Genomic DNA, 22,741 nt, shown 5'->3' with positions numbered 1-22,741 from the left:
TTTGACATGGTTGCTGGTCGTCTTGCAGCCTTCCCAATGATGAAGTTTTTAGTGTTTTTTTCAAAGTTCTTGCAAAACTCATCAACTATGCAGAAAATATCGGTAACTTTATCGTATGTAATCATGGCCTGGTGTATTGTTAAATATTTGAATTTCAGATACTTAAATACAAACATTTACCACCATGATTGCAATTTTAAATAGAATTGATAATCGAATTCAGGTTATAAACGTAATGAACACAAAAAAGGCTACCTTATCGATAGCCTAATCTTTATTTATTTGCAATTCTTACTTTTCATTTTCTTTCATAATGCGTATAAAATTAAGTCCCATAATCTTCGCAATATCCTTTTTCGTGTACCCTCTTTCTAATAATGCTTTGGTCAATAAAGGGAATTTTGAAACATCTTCTAAATATTGCGGAGTAGATTCAATACCGTCATAATCCGACCCCACAGCTACATGATCAATACCGACTTTGCTGACTAAATAATCAATATGATCAAGTAAAGTTTCTAACTTAGCATCCGCCTGAAATTGAAGTTCCTTTGGAAGTTTATAATATTTGCGTGAAGCCGACATATTTTCAGCAGGCTTTCCGAAATGGTTATCATACAATTGGTGAATACGAGATTCGAAAGCTGTATCCAAGAATCCTGAATAGAAATTTACACCCACTACACCCTTGTTTTTCTTTAAGGCTGCCAATTGCGCATCATCTAGATTTCTTGAATGTGGAGTCAACGTAGCAGCATTGCTATGTGAAACCAATATCGGTTTTGTAGAAACGGCTAACACATCATAAAATAACTTTTTACTACCATGCGAAAGATCAACCATCATGCCCAACTGGTTCATTTTACGGATGATTTCTTTTCCCTTTTTGGATAAGCCTTTTTGTTCATTTGTTGGCTTAGCATCCTCTACAGCAGCAGCTGTTGCCCAGGAAAGGTTATAGTTCCAAGTTAATGTCAAGTATTTGGCGCCCCGATTGTGCAAAGCTTCCAGATTCTCTACACTTTCTTCGATCATATTACCACCTTCAATACCGATTACCGCAGCAATTTTTCTTTGCTTTTGCAATTTGTAGATTTCAGCCACGGTTTTTGCTATTGCAATTTTATCTTTATTCTTCCTGATGACTTTTTCTAACGCATCAATTTGGTCATTAGCATGTTTGAAAGCATCTGTTTTCCACTTTTTATCATCTGACCATACCGCAAAAACCTGAACATCTACCCCACCTTCAATCAGACGCGGAATATCCGTATGCCCCGTGGTTAGCCTATTACTTATGTCGTGCCCATCCAAAATACTGGAAATAATCACATCGTTGTGACCATCTACCACTAATATATCCTTGTGTATTTTCTTATAATCTTCCTGCGCCTTAGCCATATATGCGAAAGAGAACATCGCTAAGAAATTAAGTATCAACGCTTTTTTCATTATTTTGCTTCGTTAATAGTTTCGTAAATAACATCTTGGATTCTACTGCGAATATTCAAATTCAGCAATTTCGTCGACACTTGCGGATGCACCCGGTTTGACAAGAAAATATAAATCAACTGATGTTTTGGATCTATCCAAATACATGTTCCCGTATAGCCGGTATGACCATACACGGATGAATTTGCTAATTTGGAAGGATATTCGTTTTTAGGGTTAGGATCAAAACGGTCAAAACCTAGACCACGACGGCTTGTTTTCGATTGGTTCGATGTAAACATATCCACCGTATTAGCTTTGAAATACCGTGAACCGCCATACTCTCCTCTATTCAACAACAACTGTCCATAAATCGCCAAATCATTTGCCGAGGCAAATAAACCAGCATGCCCCGCTACTCCTCCTGCCATTGCAGCTCCTTGATCATGCACAAAACCTTCTAACAATACCTTGCGGAATGAAGTGTCATGCTCAGTCGGAACAATACGAGATTTATCGAAACGCTTACGTGGGTTGTAACCTGCTGTTTTCATACCTATAGGTCTATATAACAATTCTTGCACATATTCTTCCATTGGCTTACTTGTGATGTGCTCTGCCACTTCTTTCATGACGTACATACTAATATCCGAATACACATAGTTACCGACAGGTTTTACCGCTGATTTCATCATCTCTGGCCACATCACCTCTTCATAGTAATTGTTTTTCAGATAAGCACTGTCCGCTAGCTGCACCTGATGTGTCGCAGAAGGAAAACGTTGTACATCTCCAGGCTTTAAGTTTTTATAAAAAGGAATAAATGGCGTAAATCCAGCCTCATGCAGCAACACCGATCTTAATTTAATATCTTTTTTGTTGGTAGATCTTACATCCCAAAGGTAATGTCCCATGGTGCTATCGAGATTAATAGCATTAGTTTCTTGCAAATGCATTACCACAGGTGTAGTTCCTGCAATCTTACTTACAGACGCTAAATCAAAAATATCCTTTACAGATGTTTTTTGTTTTGCTTCATAGGTATGGTGACCATAAGATTTCTCAAAAATCACTTGACCATTTTTGATTGCCATCACCACTAATCCCGGAGTCGCTTGCTCACCGATAGCTTCTGCTGCAATAGCATCAATTTTTTGAGTCATCTTAGCCACATTCAATCCTGAACCTTGACCATTTGTATACTGCAAACGCGTTTGAACAGTTTTCAATTTGGAATTTCCTTCTGTAATAGCAAGACCACCAAATACACTCATCGCAAGATTGCGCTGTGCTTCCTGAGAAAATTCAGGGTATATCAATTCAGATACTTTTCCACCGAATTTAGAAGTGTTCTGAATTTTACTTAAATCATTGTCTAAGAATTTACAGACAACGACATTTTTATTATTGGAAACAGCTTGATTTAATAAAGCAGCATTTGTCATGGATAATTCGGAAGCCGTACCCGCTACGATAATGGTATTGCTCAATTTTCCTTGTTCGTTCAACTGTTTTAGATCTATAACCGTAACATCCGCATAGCGCTCCAATTGTTCTATAAACGTACTGTATTTTGCTTTGCTAGGGACCGCAACGGCTATCTTAAGTTCATCCAGACGACCAAAAGGTATTGTTTTATTCTTATTGAAAAGTAATTGTGTCTTGTTGGTGATAGTCTGCTTGTACTGTGCATGGACAGCGGAAGACATCAACACTAAACATAAAAATAGGCTAGGTAGTTTGAAGTTTATTTTCATTATATAGCATGGTTTCTAACGTAAATGTACTAATAAAACGCACAAAACCGCAACTAAACTCCGTAACATATTCATTTCGTTTTATCCAGAATTTTAATTAACTTATATTTGAATTATGCCAGAAAAAGTTAATGATAAGACTATCTTTTCGCTTTTGGAAGTCACCAAAAGTATACAGCGTACTTTAGCAGATCGCTATAAAAGTCTTTATTGGATCAAAGCGGAAATGAACAAGTTAAATCATTACAAACATTCGGGACATTGCTATCCCGAATTGGTCGAGAAAAAAGATGGAAAAATAGTTGCTGAAATTCGTTCTATTCTTTGGAAATCGGACTTCGAACGTATCAACAGTTCTTTTGTTAAATTGCTCAACGAACCGCTCCGTGATGGCATCACCATTCTTTTCCAAGCAGGAATTTCTTACGATCCGCTTCATGGACTGAGTCTACGTATCGTGGATATTGATCCTACCTTTGTGTTGGGAGAATTAGAACGTGAGAAGAAAGAAAGCATTCTCAAACTCCAACAAGAAGGACTTTTTGATGCGAATAAATTAGTTCCCTTTCCATTAATTCCCAAAAGGCTGGCTATTATTTCGGTAGAGACCAGTAAAGGTTTATCTGATTTCTTCAAAATCATCAATAACAATCCGTGGGGTTACAAGATCGAAACCACGTTGTATCCTGCTCTATTGCAAGGTGATAAATCTATTCCTTCTATCATCAAACAACTAGCTGTCATTGCGGAACGAACCGAATCTTACGACGCTGTGGCTATCATTCGTGGCGGCGGTGGAGAGGTAGGGCTTTCTTCTTATAATAATTATCATTTAGCAAAAGCAATTGCGATATTCCCAATTCCTGTTTTGACGGGTATTGGGCACTCTACAAATGAAACGGTCAGTGAAATGGTAGCCCACAAAAATGCCATTACGCCCAGTGAGCTCGCTGATTTTCTGATTCAAAAGTTCCATAACTTTTCCATTCCATTGGATCAGTTGCAAGAAAGATTGATTTTTCTATCTAAAAACAAATTTGAGCAAGAAAAAGCCAGGCTTCAAGGTTTTGCACAGTCCCTTTCTTGGTCAAGCAAAAACAGGCTACAACAGGAAAAACATATTGTCCTCATTCTATCGCAACGTTTACAACTTTTTAGTAAGCATTTTTTGAAAGAGCAATACAGTTCTTTGGAAAATATTACCCGTCTAATAAAAATGGCGGATCCCGCTCAATTGTTGAAAAGAGGTTTTTCTGTTACACGAATCAACGGTAAAGCTGTACAGTCGATTGCTGATGTGCAAGAAGGGGATATAGTGGAAACGCTCTTGCTTGATGGCAAACTTCAAAGTCAAGTTATTACAAAACAAAATTAATCATGGAATCAAACTACACCTATATAGATGCATTTAATGAGCTTCAGCAAATCGTTTCTGACATTGAAGCTGGAGATGTAAACGTAGATGAATTGGCTCAAAAAATCAAACGTGCTTCCGAACTTATAGCAGTATGCACAGCCAAACTTATCGCTTCAGAAGAAGAAGTAGATCGCTTGCTTAATCAACTTACAACTGAGACAGAACAGAATATTTTTACCGAAGAGGAATAGTAGTATATAGAAGGCAACCATTCTAATAACTTATAATTTGAAATTTATTTTATTAAGTATTAATTTTTGCTTTACTTTGCAATTTAGAATTAATCTTAATAAAAGTTGAAAAACAGCATCTGCCTCTGGTTAACTCTAATACTAGTCGGCGTATTTAATATTTCTTTTGCACAGATTGTTACCCTTAAAGGGAAGATTATTGGCACAAACAATAAACCTTTAGGATATACAACGATTCGTTTGAATGATGGACAACAAGTTACTTCATCTAACGGCGACGGCGAGTTCTTGTTCAGATTATCTCCAAATTTGCAGGAGGTTACATTAACTGTGCTTCATGTCGGCAAAAAAACGCAAAAAGTTAGGATTGAAAAAAGAGATTTTTCCATTTATAGAGAGATTAAATTAGAAGATCTCAGTCTTACTTTAGATGAAGTGTCCATCACCCCATCATATCAAAACACAAAAAACAGTAATTCATCCATATTTTTTGACAAGGAAACAATAGAAGCTACACAAGCATTTAGTATTCAAGATGTACTGATGAATTTACCCGGCAAATCTACTATTGCGCCAGACCTAAACAAACTGAGCACACTAACCTTACGTGGTGGGAATTCATCCTTTGGTTCTGGCGCTGATGGGATTTTCAATCTTAATAATTCACTTGGGATTGCGATTATTATGGATGATATCACCATTAACAATGATGCTAATATGCAAAGTAGGTCTGCAAGCCGATGGGGGTTAACTAGCGCTACACTTTCGGGCGTAAATTACACCGACTCCTATCTGGGTGGCACACAGTCTGCTGGGAATTATGATGTAGCCTATCAAGGTATTGATTTAAGAGAGATTCCTGCAAATAATATAGAAAGTATAGAAGTAATACAGGGAGTAGCTTCCGCAAAATATGGAGAGATTACTGATGGAGCGATAATCATCAATAGACAAGCCGGCGAATCACCTTGGGCCCTCAATTTACAGTTGAACGGAGGCTCTGTTTCCTCTTCTCTAAACAAAGGGTTTTTACTTACAAAAAAACTTGGTGCTTTAAATATATCCACTAATTATACCTATTCAAATGCGGATCCACGAGATAAGATTAAATCATTTAACAGAATAAATCAATCGATCATCTGGACAAATCGTTATTTCAACATTTTAAAAAACACATTTTCCGCAGATTATAATTACAGAAATGACCATAGACGGTTTGATCCCGATGATGATGCGCAACAAATGTCTAAATTCTATAATAAAGGGATATCACTATCTAATCGTTCCTCTTTACAGACACAAAATAGATTCTTGAATACCATTAATCTTAATCTTAATTATTCTACTTCAGAACAATATTCATATAAACAATACATTTTAAATAGAGGCTTCCAAACTATTGCTATTAAGGATACTATAGGAATTTATGAAGGATTTTTTATCAATGGTAATTATATAGCAGAGGAAGTCATTGTGGGTAAACCTATTTCTTTCAGTGCAAAAGCTGATGCTTATGCTCAATTTAATCTAGGCAATACATATCATCACATCTCCTATGGCCTAAATTACAACTTATCTAATAATGGAGGTAAAGGAATAATTAGCGATCCGGATAGGCCTCGTTGGATAATGAATGGAGGAGGAAATGAGAGGGCATATGATTTTGAACAATTACCAAATGCACAAAATTGGGGCGCTTACATAGAAAATAGTATTACAGGCAAAATTTCGGAAAAATCCTATATGGCGAATATTGGCTTTAGAGGTGATTTACAAAATGGGTATTTTACTCTACAACCTCGTATCAACACAAGCTTACGTTGGAATCAAAAATGGACATCGTCGGCATCATTTGGTATATCTTCTAAAGCTCCTACCCTAGCACATATGTATCCAGCGCCTGTATTTATAGATATTGAGCTATTAAATATCTATGCGGGTGATTTGTCGAAAGCGCTATATTTAGTTTATACAGACAAGAAAACACTAGATAATGATCATCTGAAACCTTCTATGTCCTCACAGGCAGAAATCGGAGTACAATATCACGGAAAAATATTGAGGTCTTCTTTTTATACCTACTACAAAAATAATTGGAATGGTTTCGAAACCGTAAACCAACCACATAAATATACACTGCCTGATTACACATCAACTGTTGATCAAACCACTGGTATTATTACATACGAAGAATCTGGAAAAATGAATAACTATTTCAACTTCTATGGCTATGAAATGACTAATGGCGCAAAATCAACATCAATAGGTGCGGAATGGATGTTCAATTTTAATGCAATTAAAGCAATAAAAACAAATTTTTCATTGATAAACAATATTCAATACAACACGAATCAACGTTCGCAACCTACTAGAATTTTATTGGAAAATAACAGAATAATTTTACCTGATAAAACAAGTGTCACATACGTAGAATACTCGCCAGATCATGGGAGTTATTTACAAGTTATGTCAAAAATAAACAGTTCGACACATATACCTAAAATTGGTTTTATTGTGAATTTCAGTGCAGATGTATTTTGGAAAGAGCGTAATAAATCTACTAATTCCATCTACCCTTATGCATATTACAATTCAGAATCAAGATATTTTACGGTAAATGAAAATCTGCTTACAAATGAACAATTTTTAAGTCTAAAGCGGACTTCGACGGATTTACTAGATGAAGAATTACCTTTTGTCTACGCTATTATTAATATGTCTCTTGCAAAGGAAATTAACAAAAAATTCAGGATTAACTTAAATGCTTACAATCTATTCAATATAAGACCTGAGCATTTTAGAATATCTAATTCAGGAACAGAAATAATTAAAAAATATAATAGAAGACCAAGCTTTACAATTGGCACAAATATTAAATTCTAAAATATGAAAAATAAATTATTATTAATTGCAGCATGCTTTTTAACCATTTTTTCAGCATGTCAGAAAGATCCAGAACTAACACGCGCTGTTAAGTTTACGGTAGATATAAATGTGAAAAGTGACGAAAATTTAAATATACTCTCTGAAGGAACTGTAGTAAACATTACAAATAAGACTAATGGTTCGACTTATCAGGCTATTGTAGCAAGTAATGGACAAGCGAATTTTGAAAGTATTACCCCAGGGAATTACACGATTAACGCAACACTTGTTGTAACAGGTCAAAAGTATACGGAATTAGCAGGTTACTATGTAGAAGATGATGTCAACTTTACAATAAGTAGCGACAATGTTGAAATTTTTGAAGATAAATCAATTACCCTAGAATTGAAATCGGGAAAAACTGGAGATTGGGTTTTTAAACAAATTTATTATGTGGGTTCAAATACCTCTACTGGGGCTGTTCAAAGAGATGTATTTGTAGAAATTTATAACAACTCGAATCAAGTATTGTATGCTGATAGTCTTTACTTTGGCCAAGTTATTGGTAAAAATAACACCACAGCAGCAGACTATACTTTGCCAAACTTTCAATATGATTGGACTAAAACTGTTGGTATTACAGTAGAAAGTGGCAAAGATGCAAATGAAGATTATATATACGCTCACACCCTATTCCGTATTCCAAGTGATGGAACAGGCAAAAAATACCCGGTGCAACCAGGAGAGAGTTTTATAATTGCGGCGACTGCAGTGGATCATACGAATACATATGAATCCAATACTTCCGTACCCATTTCTGTAACAAATCCTGCATTGACAGTGAACTTAAATCAAGCCGAATTTGAGGTAAATCTGATTGAATTTTTACGACCAACTGATGGAAGTGCATATACACCCTTTCGTACAGATGTAGATAATATTAATGTACCTAATATGGTTGTGCTTCATGTATCTTCTGGAAATGATCTTGTATTAAATGCACTAGGTAGAGATGCTATTTTTATAGCCGACACGAAAGGAACAAACTTCGTTATGGAAACCGTTAAAGAATTTGCTACACCAGACAAAAAGGAAATAACAGCTACTACCGCAATGTATAAACAAATTCCGACATCTGTCATCATAGACGCCGTAGAGTTTCAGCATCCTGTTGCGTCATCACGCGTTCCAAAACGATTACCAAATGTATTGGATGCAGGACGTACATTCGTACCAGGAGGACAATACTCGAGCCAATCTCTAGTACGTAAAACATTGAAAACGGTAAACGGGCGACGTATCTTAAAAGATACAAACAACTCGGAGAATGATTTTGGGTATTTAGAAAAAGCTAATCCTTCAAAATCAGCAAGTTCATTTATTGATTAATTATATTATGAAGTTCAGCTTATCCATAGTTATTTTATTTGTAAGTCTTTCATGCTTTGGACAACAATTGAGTTCAAATGATTCTATCTTTTGGGACAAATCCTATCATAAGAAATTGACATTTCAATTTGAAAATCCTAGCCTTGTAAGATTACAACAATATGAATATAATATAGGAGAAGCTGAACTTTCTTTCAAAAAAAAGCAGGGTGATTATAAAAGAGCCAAATCGGCTTATACTCAAAGCATTATTGATTTTGAAGCGAATGGTTTATCACAAGTTGATAAATTTATTATATCAGGGAATTTCAAATTCAACAAAATATGGGAAGATAGTTTAGCCAACACCCTTCAAGGTGTAGACGATGACATCTCACCATTTTATTATTTTGTACAAAAAGCCGGCAAATACGAGCGTCAAAATTTCAAGGGTAATGTACAAGTCCGTTATGCAGGATTTAACAATTTATTCCAACCTGGAATAAATTTTGACTATGCCACGCATTGGACCACGAGATCTGTAGACCCTAGACCAAGTGTCGGGTCGGTAGCTATAAAAATTAATCCTTTTGTTACTGCGCAATTGGGGCGACATCAAGCTTCTATCGGAATACTTTATGGATATGGCGATGAAGACAGTAATATTGGGTACAAGAATAGAGATTATAACACCAGTATGCTGTATCCCGACAGAATATTTTATACAAATCAGGGATTTGGTTTTATATCTCAAAAGGATACTGCTACCATGCGCAAATATGACCAGTATATTGGGGCTAATTTTAATTACAGCATCAAAAACCAGTCATTTGAAATGTATACTTCAACCAATATTGAGCAAAAAGTTACGAATAGTACTTATGATCAAAAGTTGAGACAGCGCTACAAAAAAAGAAGCGAATTCACTCTAAAAAACTTTAATCACCAAACCTTATTGGAATTGAAAGAAAGTGAACATGTAAATCATTTACTTGATTTTACAGTTAATTATCAAAAAGGAGTAGATTTCAATTACAACCTAAATTCAGCAAATTACATTGCTGAGCATTATAAATTAGGATTGGGCTATTTCTATACTTCAAACTTATGGAATATAGGATTAGATGGTAATATAAATAGTATGGAAAAAACGGATGCAGCTGCTGATCACTACCATTCATATTCGCAAGCGAATATAAACTTACATTTTTGCAACATCTGGGATTTAGGTAAAAATAAATTGGAAACAACGTTGATTCCAAACTACACTTGGAAAATTTCCAACACATTGAATGTTCCTTCTACACAGGTGAATGTATTCACTACCTCTACGGTGTATCCTGATTATGATTATTTTAATATGAATACATTAGGTCTGCATATAAATCTGAGTTATTTCATTCCATCCAATAAGAAATTAAGAGGAATGGAGATATTTACTAAAAATCAGATTTTATCCGTTTTAGAAAACACTAATAAAAACACCCTATCTTTGCAAAAAGGTAAATATAATTTGTGGCAAAGCCAACTTGGCCTAAAATTCTATTTATAAGGTAGAACTATGAAAAAAATAACATCATTAGGTCTTATTCTGATCGTTGTATTTTGCTCAGCTTTCTTGCATGAGAAACAAGAATCGTGGAGAGAACTTTACACTCGACCAATCTCCGAATGGCCCAAACCTACCATTGACAGTGGCGTGCAATGGCAAGAATTCAAGTCATTGCCAAAAATGGATACTATTGTTCTTAAAGGCTGGGAACATCCTGTAGTTAGATTGGGAAAACTCTTATTTTTTGATCCTATACTTTCATCGTCTAATCAGATTTCTTGTAGCTCCTGTCACAATCCACAAACTTCTTGGGGAGATCATCTTACCGTGCCAATTGGACACGATCACACAGTCGGCACTCGTAATACCATATCATTGTTGAATGTTTACGCCCGTAAATCGATGTTTTGGGATGGAAGAGCTAGAACATTGGAAGAACAAGCTTTATTCCCAATTGAAGCACATCATGAGATGAATATGGAATTGACAAAGCTTATTCCTAAATTAAAAGCTATTCCAGGCTACCGCAAACTATTTGAAGAAGCTTTTGGTGATGAAGATTTTTCTATGCCAGAAGTAATGAAAGCCTTAGCAGAATTTCAACGCACCTTATGGAGTCGTCGCAGCCGTTTTGATGAGTTCTTGGATGGTAAATATACGGCTATGACGGATCAAGAAATTGAAGGAATGCATTTGTTCCGTACAAAAGCACGGTGTATGAATTGCCATAATGGCCAATTCCTTACTGATGATAGTTTTCACAATATCGGCTTGACGTATTACAAAAGAAAATACGAAGATTTAGGTCGTTATGAATTCACTAAAAATCCAGCCGACGTAGGGAAATTCCGTACGCCTTCTTTGCGTGATGTGATGAATACAGCGCCTTGGATGCACAACGGATTATTCGAAGATATAATTGGATTACTTAATTTGTACAATAGCGGCATGATAATGAATAATCCCAAAACAGCAGAACAGCATGCCGATCCAATGTTCCCAAGAACAGATCCTTTATTGAAAAAATTGGATTTGAACAAAGAAGAGATTCAAGCTATTGCAGCCTTTTTGAAAGCAACAACAGCTACAAAATATAGAATGAATAGACCTGAAGCATTGCCGCGATAAATAACATTCTCAAAAAATATCCAAAACCAGATGAACGAAGTAAGCATCTGGTTTTTTTCTTTTAATAGGAAATATATCCAATCATTTACTTTGATTTAACTTTCAACTTCTTAGAAATGATTAACTTTGTCAGTTATGCAAAAAAACAAGGATTTTAATCCCAAATCATACATCTTAATTAAAGGCGCTCGTGTCAATAACCTGAAAAACATTGACGTTGAGATTCCTAAAAATAAATTGGTCGTAATCACAGGTATGTCAGGTTCTGGAAAATCTTCCTTAGCTTTTGACACCTTGTATGCCGAAGGACAACGCCGCTATGTGGAAAGTCTTTCATCTTACGCACGACAATTTATGGGACGTATGCATAAGCCTGAAGTGGATTACATCAAAGGTATTGCACCTGCGATTGCAATCGAACAAAAGGTTATTACTTCCAATCCACGATCCACTGTCGGAACGTCCACAGAGATTTACGACTATTTAAAATTGCTTTTTGCTCGTGTAGGAAAGACCTACTCGCCTATTTCGGGAAATATTGTAACTAAAGATTCTGTATCAAGCATCGTGAGCCAAATCGTGGCTCATGAGATAGATTCAACAGTAACTATTTACAGCCCGCTGATTGCAAACAATCGCAAACTAAAAGAAGAATTGTCTTTGTTATTGCAAAAAGGATTTGTGCGCGTACAATTTGAAGACAGCATTCAAAAGGTTGAGAGTATTATTGAAGATAAATCCATTTCCAATAAGACATTTAAAACAGGTGATGTACGTATTGTAATCGATAGAATACGTTTGGATGGAGAAGATGAGACAGCTTCACGTTTGGCTGATTCCATTCAGACTGCCTATTTCGAAGGTAAAGGCGAATGCTTTGTGGATATAAATGGAGAAATTCACCATTATTCCGAAAGATTCGAATTAGATGGTATCAGCTTCGAAGAACCTTCACCAAACTTTTTCAGTTTCAACAACCCTTATGGTGCCTGTAAACGCTGTGAAGGCTACGGTAAAATCATTGGCATTGACCCGGATTTAGTAGTTCCTGACAAGAGTAAATCTGTATACGATGGAGCGATTGCTCCTTGGCGTGGAGAGAAAATGGGACAATGGCTAGATGTTCTGGTAAGTAAAGCGATTAAATTCGATTTCCCAATTCATCGTGCTTATGCAGATTTGACACCAGCTCAGCAAGAATTATTATGGACGGGAAATAAATATTTCCGCGGATTAAATGACTTTTTTACTGAGCTCGAAGAACAAACTTATAAAATTCAATACCGTGTTATGCTTTCGCGCTATCGCGGTAAGACGGACTGTCCTGAATGCAAGGGTACACGGTTGCGTAAAGATGCTGCTTATGTCAAAATAGCTGGAAAGTCTATTCTCGAATTGGTATTATTACCAATAGATCAATTAGTAGATTTTTTCAAAAATCTTGAGTTAGACACTAATGAACAGATAATTGCCAAACGTCTTCTCACAGAAATAACTAACCGTATCCAGTTTTTGTGCGATGTAGGCTTGAGTTATTTGACCTTAAATCGCTTGAGCAATACCTTATCAGGAGGGGAATCTCAACGTATCAATCTAGCGACCTCGCTTGGTAGTTCGTTAGTAGGCTCCATCTATGTCTTAGATGAGCCAAGTATCGGTCTTCACCCCAAAGATACCAACCGTCTTATTGGCGTGTTAAAATCGCTTCGTGATATCGGCAACACGGTAATCGTTGTCGAACACGAACAAGAAATGATGGAAGCTGCAGATTATTTGATAGATATTGGTCCTGAGGCAGGAATCAATGGCGGACAAATGGTATTTGCGGGAAATTATCAAGAAATTATAAAAGACAAGAATTCCCTAACAGGTCAATACCTAAGTGGGGATCTAAAAATAGATGTGCCTACTTCGCGTCGCAAATGGTCAGATAAAATAACCGTTAAAGGCGCGAGAGAGAATAACTTACGCAATATTACGGTTGACTTCCCTTTAAATGTTTTCACCGTGGTAACTGGTGTTTCAGGATCAGGAAAAACCTCTTTAGTAAAACGTGTTTTATATCCCGCTTTACAAAAAACAATGGGAAATTATTCTGGTGAACAAACAGGCCAATTTGATGCATTAGATGGTGATATTTCACAAATCGAACAAGTGGAATTGGTTGACCAAAATCCAATTGGTCGTTCTTCTCGCTCAAACCCTGTGACTTATGTCAAAGCTTGGGATGAAATTCGCACATTATATTCTGGCTTGCCCGCAGCCAAAGCAAACGGCCTAAAGCCAGCTGCTTTCTCCTTTAATGTAGAAGGAGGTCGCTGTGATGTATGTCAAGGGGATGGTGAAGTTAAAATCGAAATGCAGTTCATGGCAGATATCGTTTTGCCTTGTGAGGCCTGTGGCGGAAAGCGTTTTAAACCGCACGTTTTGGATGTGACTTACAAAGAAAAATCCGTTTCGGATATTCTGGATTTAAGTGTGGATGAAGCGCTGGAATTTTTTGTGGACCAACCTAAAATCTTGAATAAACTTAAACCATTACAAGATGTTGGGTTAGGCTATGTGAAATTAGGTCAATCTTCAAGTACTCTTTCTGGTGGTGAAGCGCAACGTATCAAATTGGCTTCTTTCTTAATAAAAGGTAACAACAGCAAAAAGACCCTTTTTATTTTTGATGAGCCGACGACAGGACTCCACTTCCACGATATCAAAAAACTTTTACGCTCTTTCAATGATTTAATTGCTTTGGGGAATAGTATTTTGGTAATCGAACATAATATGGATATGATCAAGTCTGCAGACTGGGTGATTGATATTGGTCCAGAAGGCGGACAGCGCGGAGGAAATGTGGTTTTCACGGGAGTTCCAGAGGATTTAGCAAAATGTAAGGAAAGTTTTACAGGTCAATATTTGCAAAGTCACCTCAAATAACCTTAACTTTTAAAATACAATTTTATAAGTATGAAAAATAAAATATTTGCCGTTCTTATTGCGCTCATCACTTGCTCAAATTGGACTTTTGCACAAGTAGAAAGACCAAAGCTCGTAGTCGGGCTAATGATAGACCAAATGCGTTGGGATTATCTGTATCGTTTTGCTGACCGCTATAGTGATGAAGGTTTCAAAAGAATACTAAAAGAAGGTTTTTCTTGTGAAAATACGCTGATTCCTTATATTCCTACATATACAGCAATAGGACACAGTTCGGTATATACAGGCTCCGTTCCCTCCATCCATGGTATTGCTGGTAACGATTGGATTATTCAATCTACTGGACAAGGTATGTATTGTACCCAAGATGACAATGTAGAACCAGTAGGTTCAAAAGAAAAAGAAGGCAAACAATCTCCACGCAATCTTTTGGCTTCTACTATCACTGACCAACTCAAATTGGCGACAAATTTCCAAAGTAAAGTCATAGGTGTTGCCATCAAAGACAGAGGCGGAATTCTTCCGGCTGGCCATTTCGCAGACGGGGCTTATTGGTTTGAAGCAAAATCAGGCAATTGGATTACCAGCACATTCTACATGAACAATTTGCCAGAATGGGTCAACAAATTCAATAAACAAAAACTCGCTGAAAAATATTTAAAACAAGATTGGAATACGCTTTACCCCATAGAAACTTATGCCAATAGTATTGCGGATGATAATATCTACGAAGGTAAATGGGCTGGAGAAAAATCTCCTACATTTCCGCGTAAGACATCTGAGTTGATGAAAGATGCGGGATTAGAACTGATTAAAACCACACCTCAAGGCAACACTTTTACATTAGACTTCGCGAAAGCGGCTATTGAAAGTGAAAAGCTTGGGAATAATCCTACAAATAATACGGATTTCCTTTGTGTAAGTCTTTCCGCAACGGATTATGTGGGACACCGCTATTCCCTTTCGGCAGTAGAAATCGAAGATACTTACCTGCGTTTGGATAGAGATATCGCCGATTTCTTAAAATATTTGGATAAAACAGTAGGTGAAGGAAACTATACATTCTTCTTAACCTCAGATCATGCTGCATCATACAATCCATTATATTATACAGATCAAAAAGGTAATGGAGGTTATTTATTCTTACGCCAAATTCAAAAAGAAATTGATGCGGAATTAACTGAAAAATTTGGTCACAAAAATCTTGTAAAAAGCTTAATGAACTACCAAGTTCATCTAAACAACAAATTGATTGATTCTTTAAGTTTGGATGCTGAGGCTATCAAAAAGACAATCATCAAAAATTTGAAAAAACAAGAAGGCATTGCCTACGTCGTCGATATGGAAAATGCCGATAATATGTTTATCCCTGCTCCTATCCGCGAAAAAATCATTAATGGTTATAATCGCAAAAACTCTGGTCCCATTCAGATTATTGCCGAACCACAATGGTATTCGGGTACACCACGCGGCACGGGTACGACACATGGTGTATGGTCTTCTTACGACTCACATATTCCTTTATTGTTTATGGGCTGGGGCATCAAACCTGGTGTGAGCAACAAAGAAGTATACAGTATTGATATTGCACCTACATTAGCTTCTTTATTGCATGTCATGGAACCAAATGGTTCTATTGGTAAACCAATTGTGGAAGTCTTAGGGCAATAAACAATAAAATTTTGTATTTTTGAGAGTTAAAATCCATACTTATGATTTCTAAAAAGACAAAATACGCCATTAAAGCATTAATGGTTTTGGGAAGAAACTACGGGAAAGAACCTATGCAGATCATCAAAATTGCCGAGGAAGAACGTATTCCTAAAAAGTTTCTTGAACAAATCTTATTAGAAATGAGAAACGCGGGTATTCTTTATTCTAAAAAAGGCGCTGGCGGTGGTTATAGCTTGAATAAAGCTCCCGAAGACATCTTCTTGTCGCAGATTATGCGTCTTATAGATGGACCTATTGCATTATTACCCTGCGTAAGTTTGAATTTCTACCGTTCGTGTGACGAATGTACCGAAGAACACGCGTGTGGCATTCGTGATACTTTTGTAGATGTACGAAACGCTATGTTGCAAATCTTAAACGATACAAGTATTGCCTCTCTAATCAATAAAGAAGCAGAACTAGGTTTTAGCTTAGAAAGCTAAAACTTTCATAATAAAAAAAGGACGCCCTTGCAAATTATTTTCAAGGGCGTCCTTTTTATCAGTAGTTTTTCGCTTTAAAATGCATTCTTCCACATCATACTTTCTACAGGGCGAATGGTTTTGTTATTGTATTTTGCATTGCCTTTACTATTGTATAGCGTTTCTATATCACCTTCTACTACAAAATATATCAACTGCCCGATAGGCATACCTGCATATACACGCACAGGCTGTGCAACCGAAATTTCTAATGTCCACGTATTGCAAAAACCTACGTCACCTTTTCCTGCTGTGGCATGAATATCAATACCCAAACGGCCAGTACTTGATTTACCTTCTAAAAAAGGAACATGACCGTGCGTTTCTGTATATTCAAGTGTAACACCCAAATACAATTTACCTGGCTCCAATACATATCCTTCAGCTGGAATCTCAAAATGTTGAATCTCATTATGCTTTTTCGCATCCAACACCGCATCTTTATATGTAGCTAAGTACTTGCCCAAGTGCACATCATACGAATTGGTACCTAGGCATTTTCTGTCAAACGGCTCGATGACGATGCTACCTTTATCTATTTCTTCGAGAATTCTTTTATCGGATAAAATCATACGGATTAATATTACATTGGCAATAAACCAAATAGGTTTCAAAAATACAGTATTCAACGTAGTCAACCAAATCAAAAGATTGATAGATGCGATTTTTTATGGGCAATATTTGTACATTTGGTTATGGCGCTAGTTTATCTCAGAGAATTAAACCAAGAAACCAAATTTGCTATTTGGAAAATTGAAGAATCGACCGAGGAATTGTTGAGCAAACTTCAATTAGACGATAACGAACAAGACAAACTACGCCAACTGAGTAAGGGCAAACGTACGCTGCACTGGCTTGCTACACGCGTACTCTTACGTTATCTTTTGCAAACAGACAACTATATCAATTGTCCTTCGGATACGAATGGAAAACCTTATTTGCCCGATTTTCCCTATAAAATATCGTTAACACATTCTTACGAATATGCAGGTGTAATGCTGAGCACCAAAGGCGAATGTGGAATGGATTTGGAATTAGTAATGGACAAAGTAGTACGCATCAAAGAAAAATTCCTCAAACCTGAGGAATTAGAATTTATCCAGCCAGAGCAAGATGTCCTACAGCTGTATGCGTGCTGGTGCGCCAAAGAAGCTGTTTACAAACTGCAAGGCAACAAAGGTGTTTCCTTTTTGGAAGATATGACCATCAAACCATTTAACTATAAGCCGCAAGGGGTAATGACGTTGGATTTAAGAAAAGATGGTCTTACAAATACCTATCAAGTATATTACGAAGAATTCCAAAATTATATGTTAGGCTACGCTGTAGAATAACTATTCCAAACTTTCTTCTAGCATCTGTTTTTTCAACGCGAGACGCTTGTTTGCTTTATATATCTTCACAGCAATCAGAAAATAAGACAGCAATAATGGCCCATAAACTAACCCCATCAAACCAAATAGCGGAATACCAATAACCACACCCACTACGGTTATAATCGGGTGAATATCCCCTACTTTCTTCGCTATAACCAAACGTAATACATTATCAATGTTAATAACCAACCCAAAGCCCCAAAGCAATAAGCCCACGCCTTGCCATGTCATTCCTTGAGAAATAAGAATTACCGCAGCAGGAACAAAGATTAGTGGCGGACCTAATAGCGGAATAAACGACAAGATAGCACAAATAACTCCCCAGAAAAATCCATCGCTAGCTCCAAAAATCCAAAATCCTAGAGCCAAACAGCCCCCCTGCACTATAGCGATAAACGTCTGCCCTATGATATTGGAATAGGTAATATTCTTCAACTCTTCACCAAAAGCTACCGCATTTTCTTCATCGAAAGGCATATAATGGACGAAGCTATTTTCAAAGCCTTTATAATTGATAAAAAGAAAATATAAGATAAAATACATAACGGAGACTTCCAAAAAGACATTTGCAGCTCCACCTAAAACTAAAGTCAATAGCCCTCCCAAGTAAGCTGCACTAGACTCCAATTGCTCCTTAATAACATCAGGTTTGCCTAGCAAATCACCGACAAAATTATTAATCGCATCAATGAGTCGAGTTACCCATTCTGGGTTATTTTTAAGTTCCATAGCTTTGTTTACAAGCATAGCTCCTATCCCTATAAATGGAAGAACGATAATGAATAGGGAAAGAATAATGATGAAAACCGAAGACAAGGGTCTAGGCCAGCGCCATTTTTCTATTAAGAAAATATTAAGATTACGGAATAGGGCATACATCACGAATGTACCCAGGAAAGCACCATAAATACCTTTCATGGCATACAAAAGAATACCGCCTAAAACCAGAACGATAATCAAAATAATGATATTGCGTTCTTTTTGCGAGAATACTGGGTTATTCATAGAGAAAAAGACTTTATGAATAACAACAAACGATTAAAAGTTTGGTTTGCGCTTTTCTAAAAATGCTGCGACCCCTTCTTTCATATCATCCGACTCGAAGCACTTTCCAAACAATTCAATTTCTTTTTCAAAACCTTTTTCTGGATTTTGAATCCCTACATTAACAGCCTCAATGGCTGCAGCAATTCCTGTCGCAGAACGAGAATACGTGCGTTCTAGAAGGGAAATAGCCTTGGGTAAAAGATCGGTGTGTGACTCTACTACATGATTTATCAATCCCCATTGAAGCCCATCATTAGCCTCAATCATATCTCCCGTCATAATCATTTCCAACGCTTTTCCACGTCCTACCAATTGAGTCAAACGCTGTGTACCACCATAGCCAGGAATAATTCCTAAAGAGACTTCTGGTAAACCCAATTTTGAGGAAGAAACCGCTACTCGAATATGACAAGACATCGCTACTTCTAAGCCGCCACCAAGGGCAAATCCATTGATTGCAGCAATGACAGGTTTTGAAAACGACTGAATTTTGTCCATCACCTTTTCATGCCACACACGTGACAACTCACTTGCTTGAGAGGCGTTCAGCGAAACAAATTCTTTTATATCCGCACCAGCCACAAAAGCTTTTTCACCCTTACCTGTAATGATGACTCCTCGAATACTAGATTCTTGGGATACTTCGTCTAATACTGCTGAAAGTTCCGCAAGCGTTTTGCCGTTCAAGGCATTGAGCTTTTCTTCTCTATTGATGGTTATAATAGCTGTTTTGCCTTGCTGTTCTAACAGCAAATTTTGATAAATAGACATATGCTTAAAAACTAAAGTGTAGTGAGAATCTAAATCTATCTTTTATTGGCTCTTTGATCTCATTGTACGTCATGCGTACATAATATTGAACGCGTAATACACGGAAAATATTATCCAACCCGACATAACCTTCCCAATACGGCTCTTTGCCCATCACATTGGTCATGATCTTGCCCTCATCATCCTTGTCAAAATAAACCACATCCTTACTCAAATATGGATTGTTCTTAGCGGATAAATCTCCCCAAAACATTCGAGCTCCAAATAATTCTCTCCATTTCAATTTCTTCACCAAAGGAATCTTATTGAGTAAAAATCCATTCAATTTATGATTATATGAGAATTTAAGGAATTGGTCCGCCACAAATTCCATTGAATTGACGCGTTCATACGAGATACTATGTCTATCCTTTATCTCTTGGATATTTGGCATTTCTAACAAAGGATAAGGCAATGTACCCCAAATCTTGCCTGCAGAAACTGTTACATCACCAAAGCCCAGTTGATTTAAGAATAATCTCTTGGACACCGAGAAACGTAATGCATCGTAGTTATAATCTCCTCCCAAAAATTCCTTTAGGCCTTTATTATACTGTAAAGTAAAAACTGGATATCGTTCTATAATGGTGTTTCGTGTAAGATTACGGTAATAGAATTTTTCGTTTGGTGCCCATCGCAAGGCGAATTGAAGATCACTTGTGTTGATTGTATTTAAGAATTGGGTAGAATCCGCAGAAAGTGCAAATTGCAAATTTCCAATCGGATTTCTTCGTTGCACCGTCATTTGAGATGATAAACTGATATGATTGCCAAATTCTATCAGATGACCTAATCGATATGCATCTGTATTTAAAAATTTGGTTGGACGATTCGATCTAAAACTTCTGAAAAAACTATCGCCCTTCAAAAATCCTAAGCCTTTTCCAGGCTCAAAAATATCGTGCTGTACTAATGCTTCCACATAATGCGCAGGAAATGTAGTAACGGGTTTACCATTTAAAGAAATCGCTGTTCGCAAATTATACTTAAATTCTCGATCTGCAAGACCATATGCCATATATCCTTCAAGATAAACTTTTTCGGAAAATGCTGCTGTAGTACGCCCTCCTATACGAATTCTATTACCTTCTACTTCATTTTGATGATACAGATATTCTAAAGGACCCAATTCCACTTTGCCTAATGAATAATAACCTTGAGACACCAAATAGCCCAGTGCCATTATTGTACGGACAGAAGATATATTATTTAGGCTATCCATATTCGTGTACGTGTTCTGTTCACTTGCCGACAGCTCTACAGGTCTATTGCCTTGTAAAGTAAATGTAGGAGACAACCTCTTCTCTATAGGCGCTCCAGAGAAAACATTTCCTGGAGGAATATTACTCAAATCATACTTTCTATTTACACTCGTACGACGCCCAAAGAGCGCGTCCCGTGTTTTACGACCAAATAAAACTGTAATATCAGTAGTGTCCTGTAGCATGACACCTGAAGCATCTTTATAATACGACAATCGTAATCTTAAGTCATTTACCCAACTAACATTCGCCTTTTCGTCCAATTGCAAAGTGGCTGATTTTACAGCATATCGACCATCCATTGAGATCGCTAACTCTCCCTTGAACAACAGGTCGGTAGGATTACGTGGTTCAAATTGCAGACGTACATAAATATCCTGAGCGGTACGGATGGTATCCTTCACATAGTACTTATAGTACATTTTAGCATTACTCGCAATAGGACTTAGGAATTGCTTATTGATGAAATAGACACTTTCTTCGTAAATATCAATAGGCTGAAACATATAGCCCATGAAAGATTCAATATTGGCGTTGTTGATATATCTGGAATCAAATTCTGTTTTTTCCTCAGCTTTAATAATTTTTTTTGTTCGCGCTGGATTTTGTTGCACATAATTGTCTGATATAGATTCAAACATAAAGATGCTTAATGCCTCTTTGTCATCGACAACTCCGCTATCCACATTCGAATAGAAAAACGCTAAATCTTTATCACTTTTTTTGAAAATTCTTTTTGGATCTAATAAACCAAATTTGAGCTTTTCATACTCCTCATAATACAAGCTATCTTTTTTTTCTAACTTGTTAAGACTTCTATTTTTTATAACCAATTCAATCAGTTCAGTGGCTGGATTTCGATTATTATACTTTTTCTTCCGATTTACTTCTACTGCCTCTATTTGGAAATTGGTATGTTCTAAAGCAATTTCTACATAGGCAACTCCAGAATCTATCTTAACCCGCTTATCATGGTATCCCAAAGCGGATACAAAAATTTCACTCGTTTGCTTTTGAATGAGTAGTTGAAAATTCCCTGATTTGTCAGTAGAAGCACCCGTGTTGTTTTCCTCGCATTTTATGCTAGCGGTGGTTATAGCCTCTTTGGTTGTTGCATCGACAACCTTACCTTTAATACGTATTTGACCTTGTAGATTCAGCACTGAAAATACAAAGATTAGCAAGGTATATAAGGATCGTATCAGATAATTCGGCACTCTTTCCATAAGTATTTGAGGTCAATCATAAAGATACAATTTGTGTCTAAAGTTCAAAATTAATCTAGTGAACTACCCATTTGCTAAAGACAAATGGGCTTCGGGCTTCACAGACTTGTGCTTTGTTGCCAAAGTCTTATTTGAGTCTCCGCCCGTGTAATCGCCAGTTCCTGACGATATTATTTTTAATCCTT

16 protein-coding genes and 1 pseudogene are annotated in these 22,741 nt (G+C 36.7%); 10 read left to right on the top strand and 7 right to left on the bottom strand.

Features of this window, described 5'->3' with window-relative positions:
• The 3 genes and pseudogenes from H8B04_RS17575 to H8B04_RS15515 all read right to left on the bottom strand — a co-directional run.
• A pseudogene (locus tag H8B04_RS17575) lies at positions 1–125 on the bottom strand (IS982 family transposase); the annotation flags it as partial.
• A 166-nt stretch (positions 126–291) separates the two neighbouring features.
• Positions 292–1,452: a dipeptidase gene (locus tag H8B04_RS15520; protein ID WP_165292259.1), complete on the bottom strand. Its 1,161-nt coding sequence runs from the start codon at positions 1,450–1,452 to the stop codon at positions 292–294.
• On the bottom strand, positions 1,452–3,188 hold the full coding sequence (locus H8B04_RS15515; RefSeq protein WP_190302927.1) for a serine hydrolase domain-containing protein: 1,737 nt from the start codon (positions 3,186–3,188) through the stop codon (positions 1,452–1,454). The genes H8B04_RS15520 and H8B04_RS15515 overlap by 1 nt, the downstream gene beginning before the upstream one ends.
• Before the next feature lie 115 nt (positions 3,189–3,303).
• On the opposite strand from H8B04_RS15515, the gene xseA reads away from it, so the two are divergent.
• From xseA to H8B04_RS15470, 9 genes are all read left to right on the top strand, one after another.
• Entirely contained in the window at positions 3,304–4,563 is a 1,260-nt protein-coding gene (gene xseA / locus H8B04_RS15510; protein WP_190302926.1) for an exodeoxyribonuclease VII large subunit, read from the top strand.
• Between the two features lie 2 nt (positions 4,564–4,565).
• Entirely contained in the window at positions 4,566–4,796 is a 231-nt protein-coding gene (xseB, locus tag H8B04_RS15505; RefSeq protein WP_190302925.1) for an exodeoxyribonuclease VII small subunit, read from the top strand.
• A gap of 105 nt (positions 4,797–4,901) precedes the next feature.
• A complete protein-coding gene (locus H8B04_RS15500) occupies positions 4,902–7,679 on the top strand; it encodes a TonB-dependent receptor (RefSeq protein WP_190302924.1) in 2,778 nt (925 codons plus the stop codon).
• A gap of 3 nt (positions 7,680–7,682) precedes the next feature.
• Positions 7,683–9,050, top strand: a complete 1,368-nt coding sequence (locus H8B04_RS15495; RefSeq protein ID WP_190302923.1) for a DUF4876 domain-containing protein — start codon at positions 7,683–7,685, stop codon at positions 9,048–9,050.
• Between the two features lie 7 nt (positions 9,051–9,057).
• On the top strand, positions 9,058–10,581 hold the full coding sequence (locus tag H8B04_RS15490; RefSeq protein ID WP_190302922.1) for a DUF6850 family outer membrane beta-barrel protein: 1,524 nt from the start codon (positions 9,058–9,060) through the stop codon (positions 10,579–10,581).
• A 9-nt stretch (positions 10,582–10,590) separates the two neighbouring features.
• Entirely contained in the window at positions 10,591–11,709 is a 1,119-nt protein-coding gene (locus H8B04_RS15485) for a cytochrome-c peroxidase (protein WP_190302921.1), read from the top strand.
• A gap of 135 nt (positions 11,710–11,844) precedes the next feature.
• Complete coding sequence (uvrA, locus tag H8B04_RS15480; RefSeq protein ID WP_190302920.1) at positions 11,845–14,640, top strand: excinuclease ABC subunit UvrA; 2,796 nt, start codon at positions 11,845–11,847, stop codon at positions 14,638–14,640.
• Positions 14,641–14,670: 30 nt separating this feature from the next.
• Positions 14,671–16,311 carry an alkaline phosphatase PafA gene (gene pafA / locus H8B04_RS15475; protein ID WP_165292268.1) on the top strand — a complete coding sequence of 547 codons (1,641 nt, stop codon included), beginning with the start codon at positions 14,671–14,673 and terminating at the stop codon, positions 16,309–16,311.
• A 41-nt stretch (positions 16,312–16,352) separates the two neighbouring features.
• A complete protein-coding gene (locus H8B04_RS15470; RefSeq protein ID WP_165292269.1) occupies positions 16,353–16,796 on the top strand; it encodes an RrF2 family transcriptional regulator in 444 nt (147 codons plus the stop codon).
• A gap of 74 nt (positions 16,797–16,870) precedes the next feature.
• On the opposite strand, the gene dcd is transcribed toward H8B04_RS15470, so the two are convergent.
• Positions 16,871–17,407, bottom strand: coding sequence for a dCTP deaminase (gene dcd, locus H8B04_RS15465; RefSeq protein WP_165292274.1), 537 nt, complete (start codon positions 17,405–17,407; stop codon positions 16,871–16,873).
• A gap of 123 nt (positions 17,408–17,530) precedes the next feature.
• Here dcd and H8B04_RS15460 point away from each other — a divergent pair, with 123 nt between their 5' ends.
• Complete coding sequence (locus H8B04_RS15460) at positions 17,531–18,169, top strand: 4'-phosphopantetheinyl transferase family protein (RefSeq protein WP_165292270.1); 639 nt, start codon at positions 17,531–17,533, stop codon at positions 18,167–18,169.
• Here H8B04_RS15460 and H8B04_RS15455 read toward each other — a convergent pair whose 3' ends face one another.
• The 3 genes from H8B04_RS15455 to H8B04_RS15445 are packed head-to-tail and all read right to left on the bottom strand — an operon-like array spanning position 18,170 to position 22,493.
• Positions 18,170–19,216, bottom strand: coding sequence for an AI-2E family transporter (locus H8B04_RS15455; RefSeq protein WP_165292271.1), 1,047 nt, complete (start codon positions 19,214–19,216; stop codon positions 18,170–18,172). It lies immediately after the preceding gene.
• 33 nt (positions 19,217–19,249) lie between these two features.
• Entirely contained in the window at positions 19,250–20,011 is a 762-nt protein-coding gene (locus H8B04_RS15450; protein ID WP_317170672.1) for an enoyl-CoA hydratase-related protein, read from the bottom strand.
• A gap of 22 nt (positions 20,012–20,033) precedes the next feature.
• Positions 20,034–22,493: a DUF5686 family protein gene (locus H8B04_RS15445; protein ID WP_190302918.1), complete on the bottom strand. Its 2,460-nt coding sequence runs from the start codon at positions 22,491–22,493 to the stop codon at positions 20,034–20,036.
• Positions 22,494–22,741 lie beyond the last annotated feature (248 nt).

This window comes from Sphingobacterium litopenaei, from assembly GCF_014692495.1.
Taxonomy (GTDB): Bacteria; Bacteroidota; Bacteroidia; order Sphingobacteriales; family Sphingobacteriaceae; genus Sphingobacterium; species Sphingobacterium litopenaei.
Note: the sequence above shows the minus strand (reverse complement) of the source record. Positions and strands in the feature narration are given on the sequence as shown.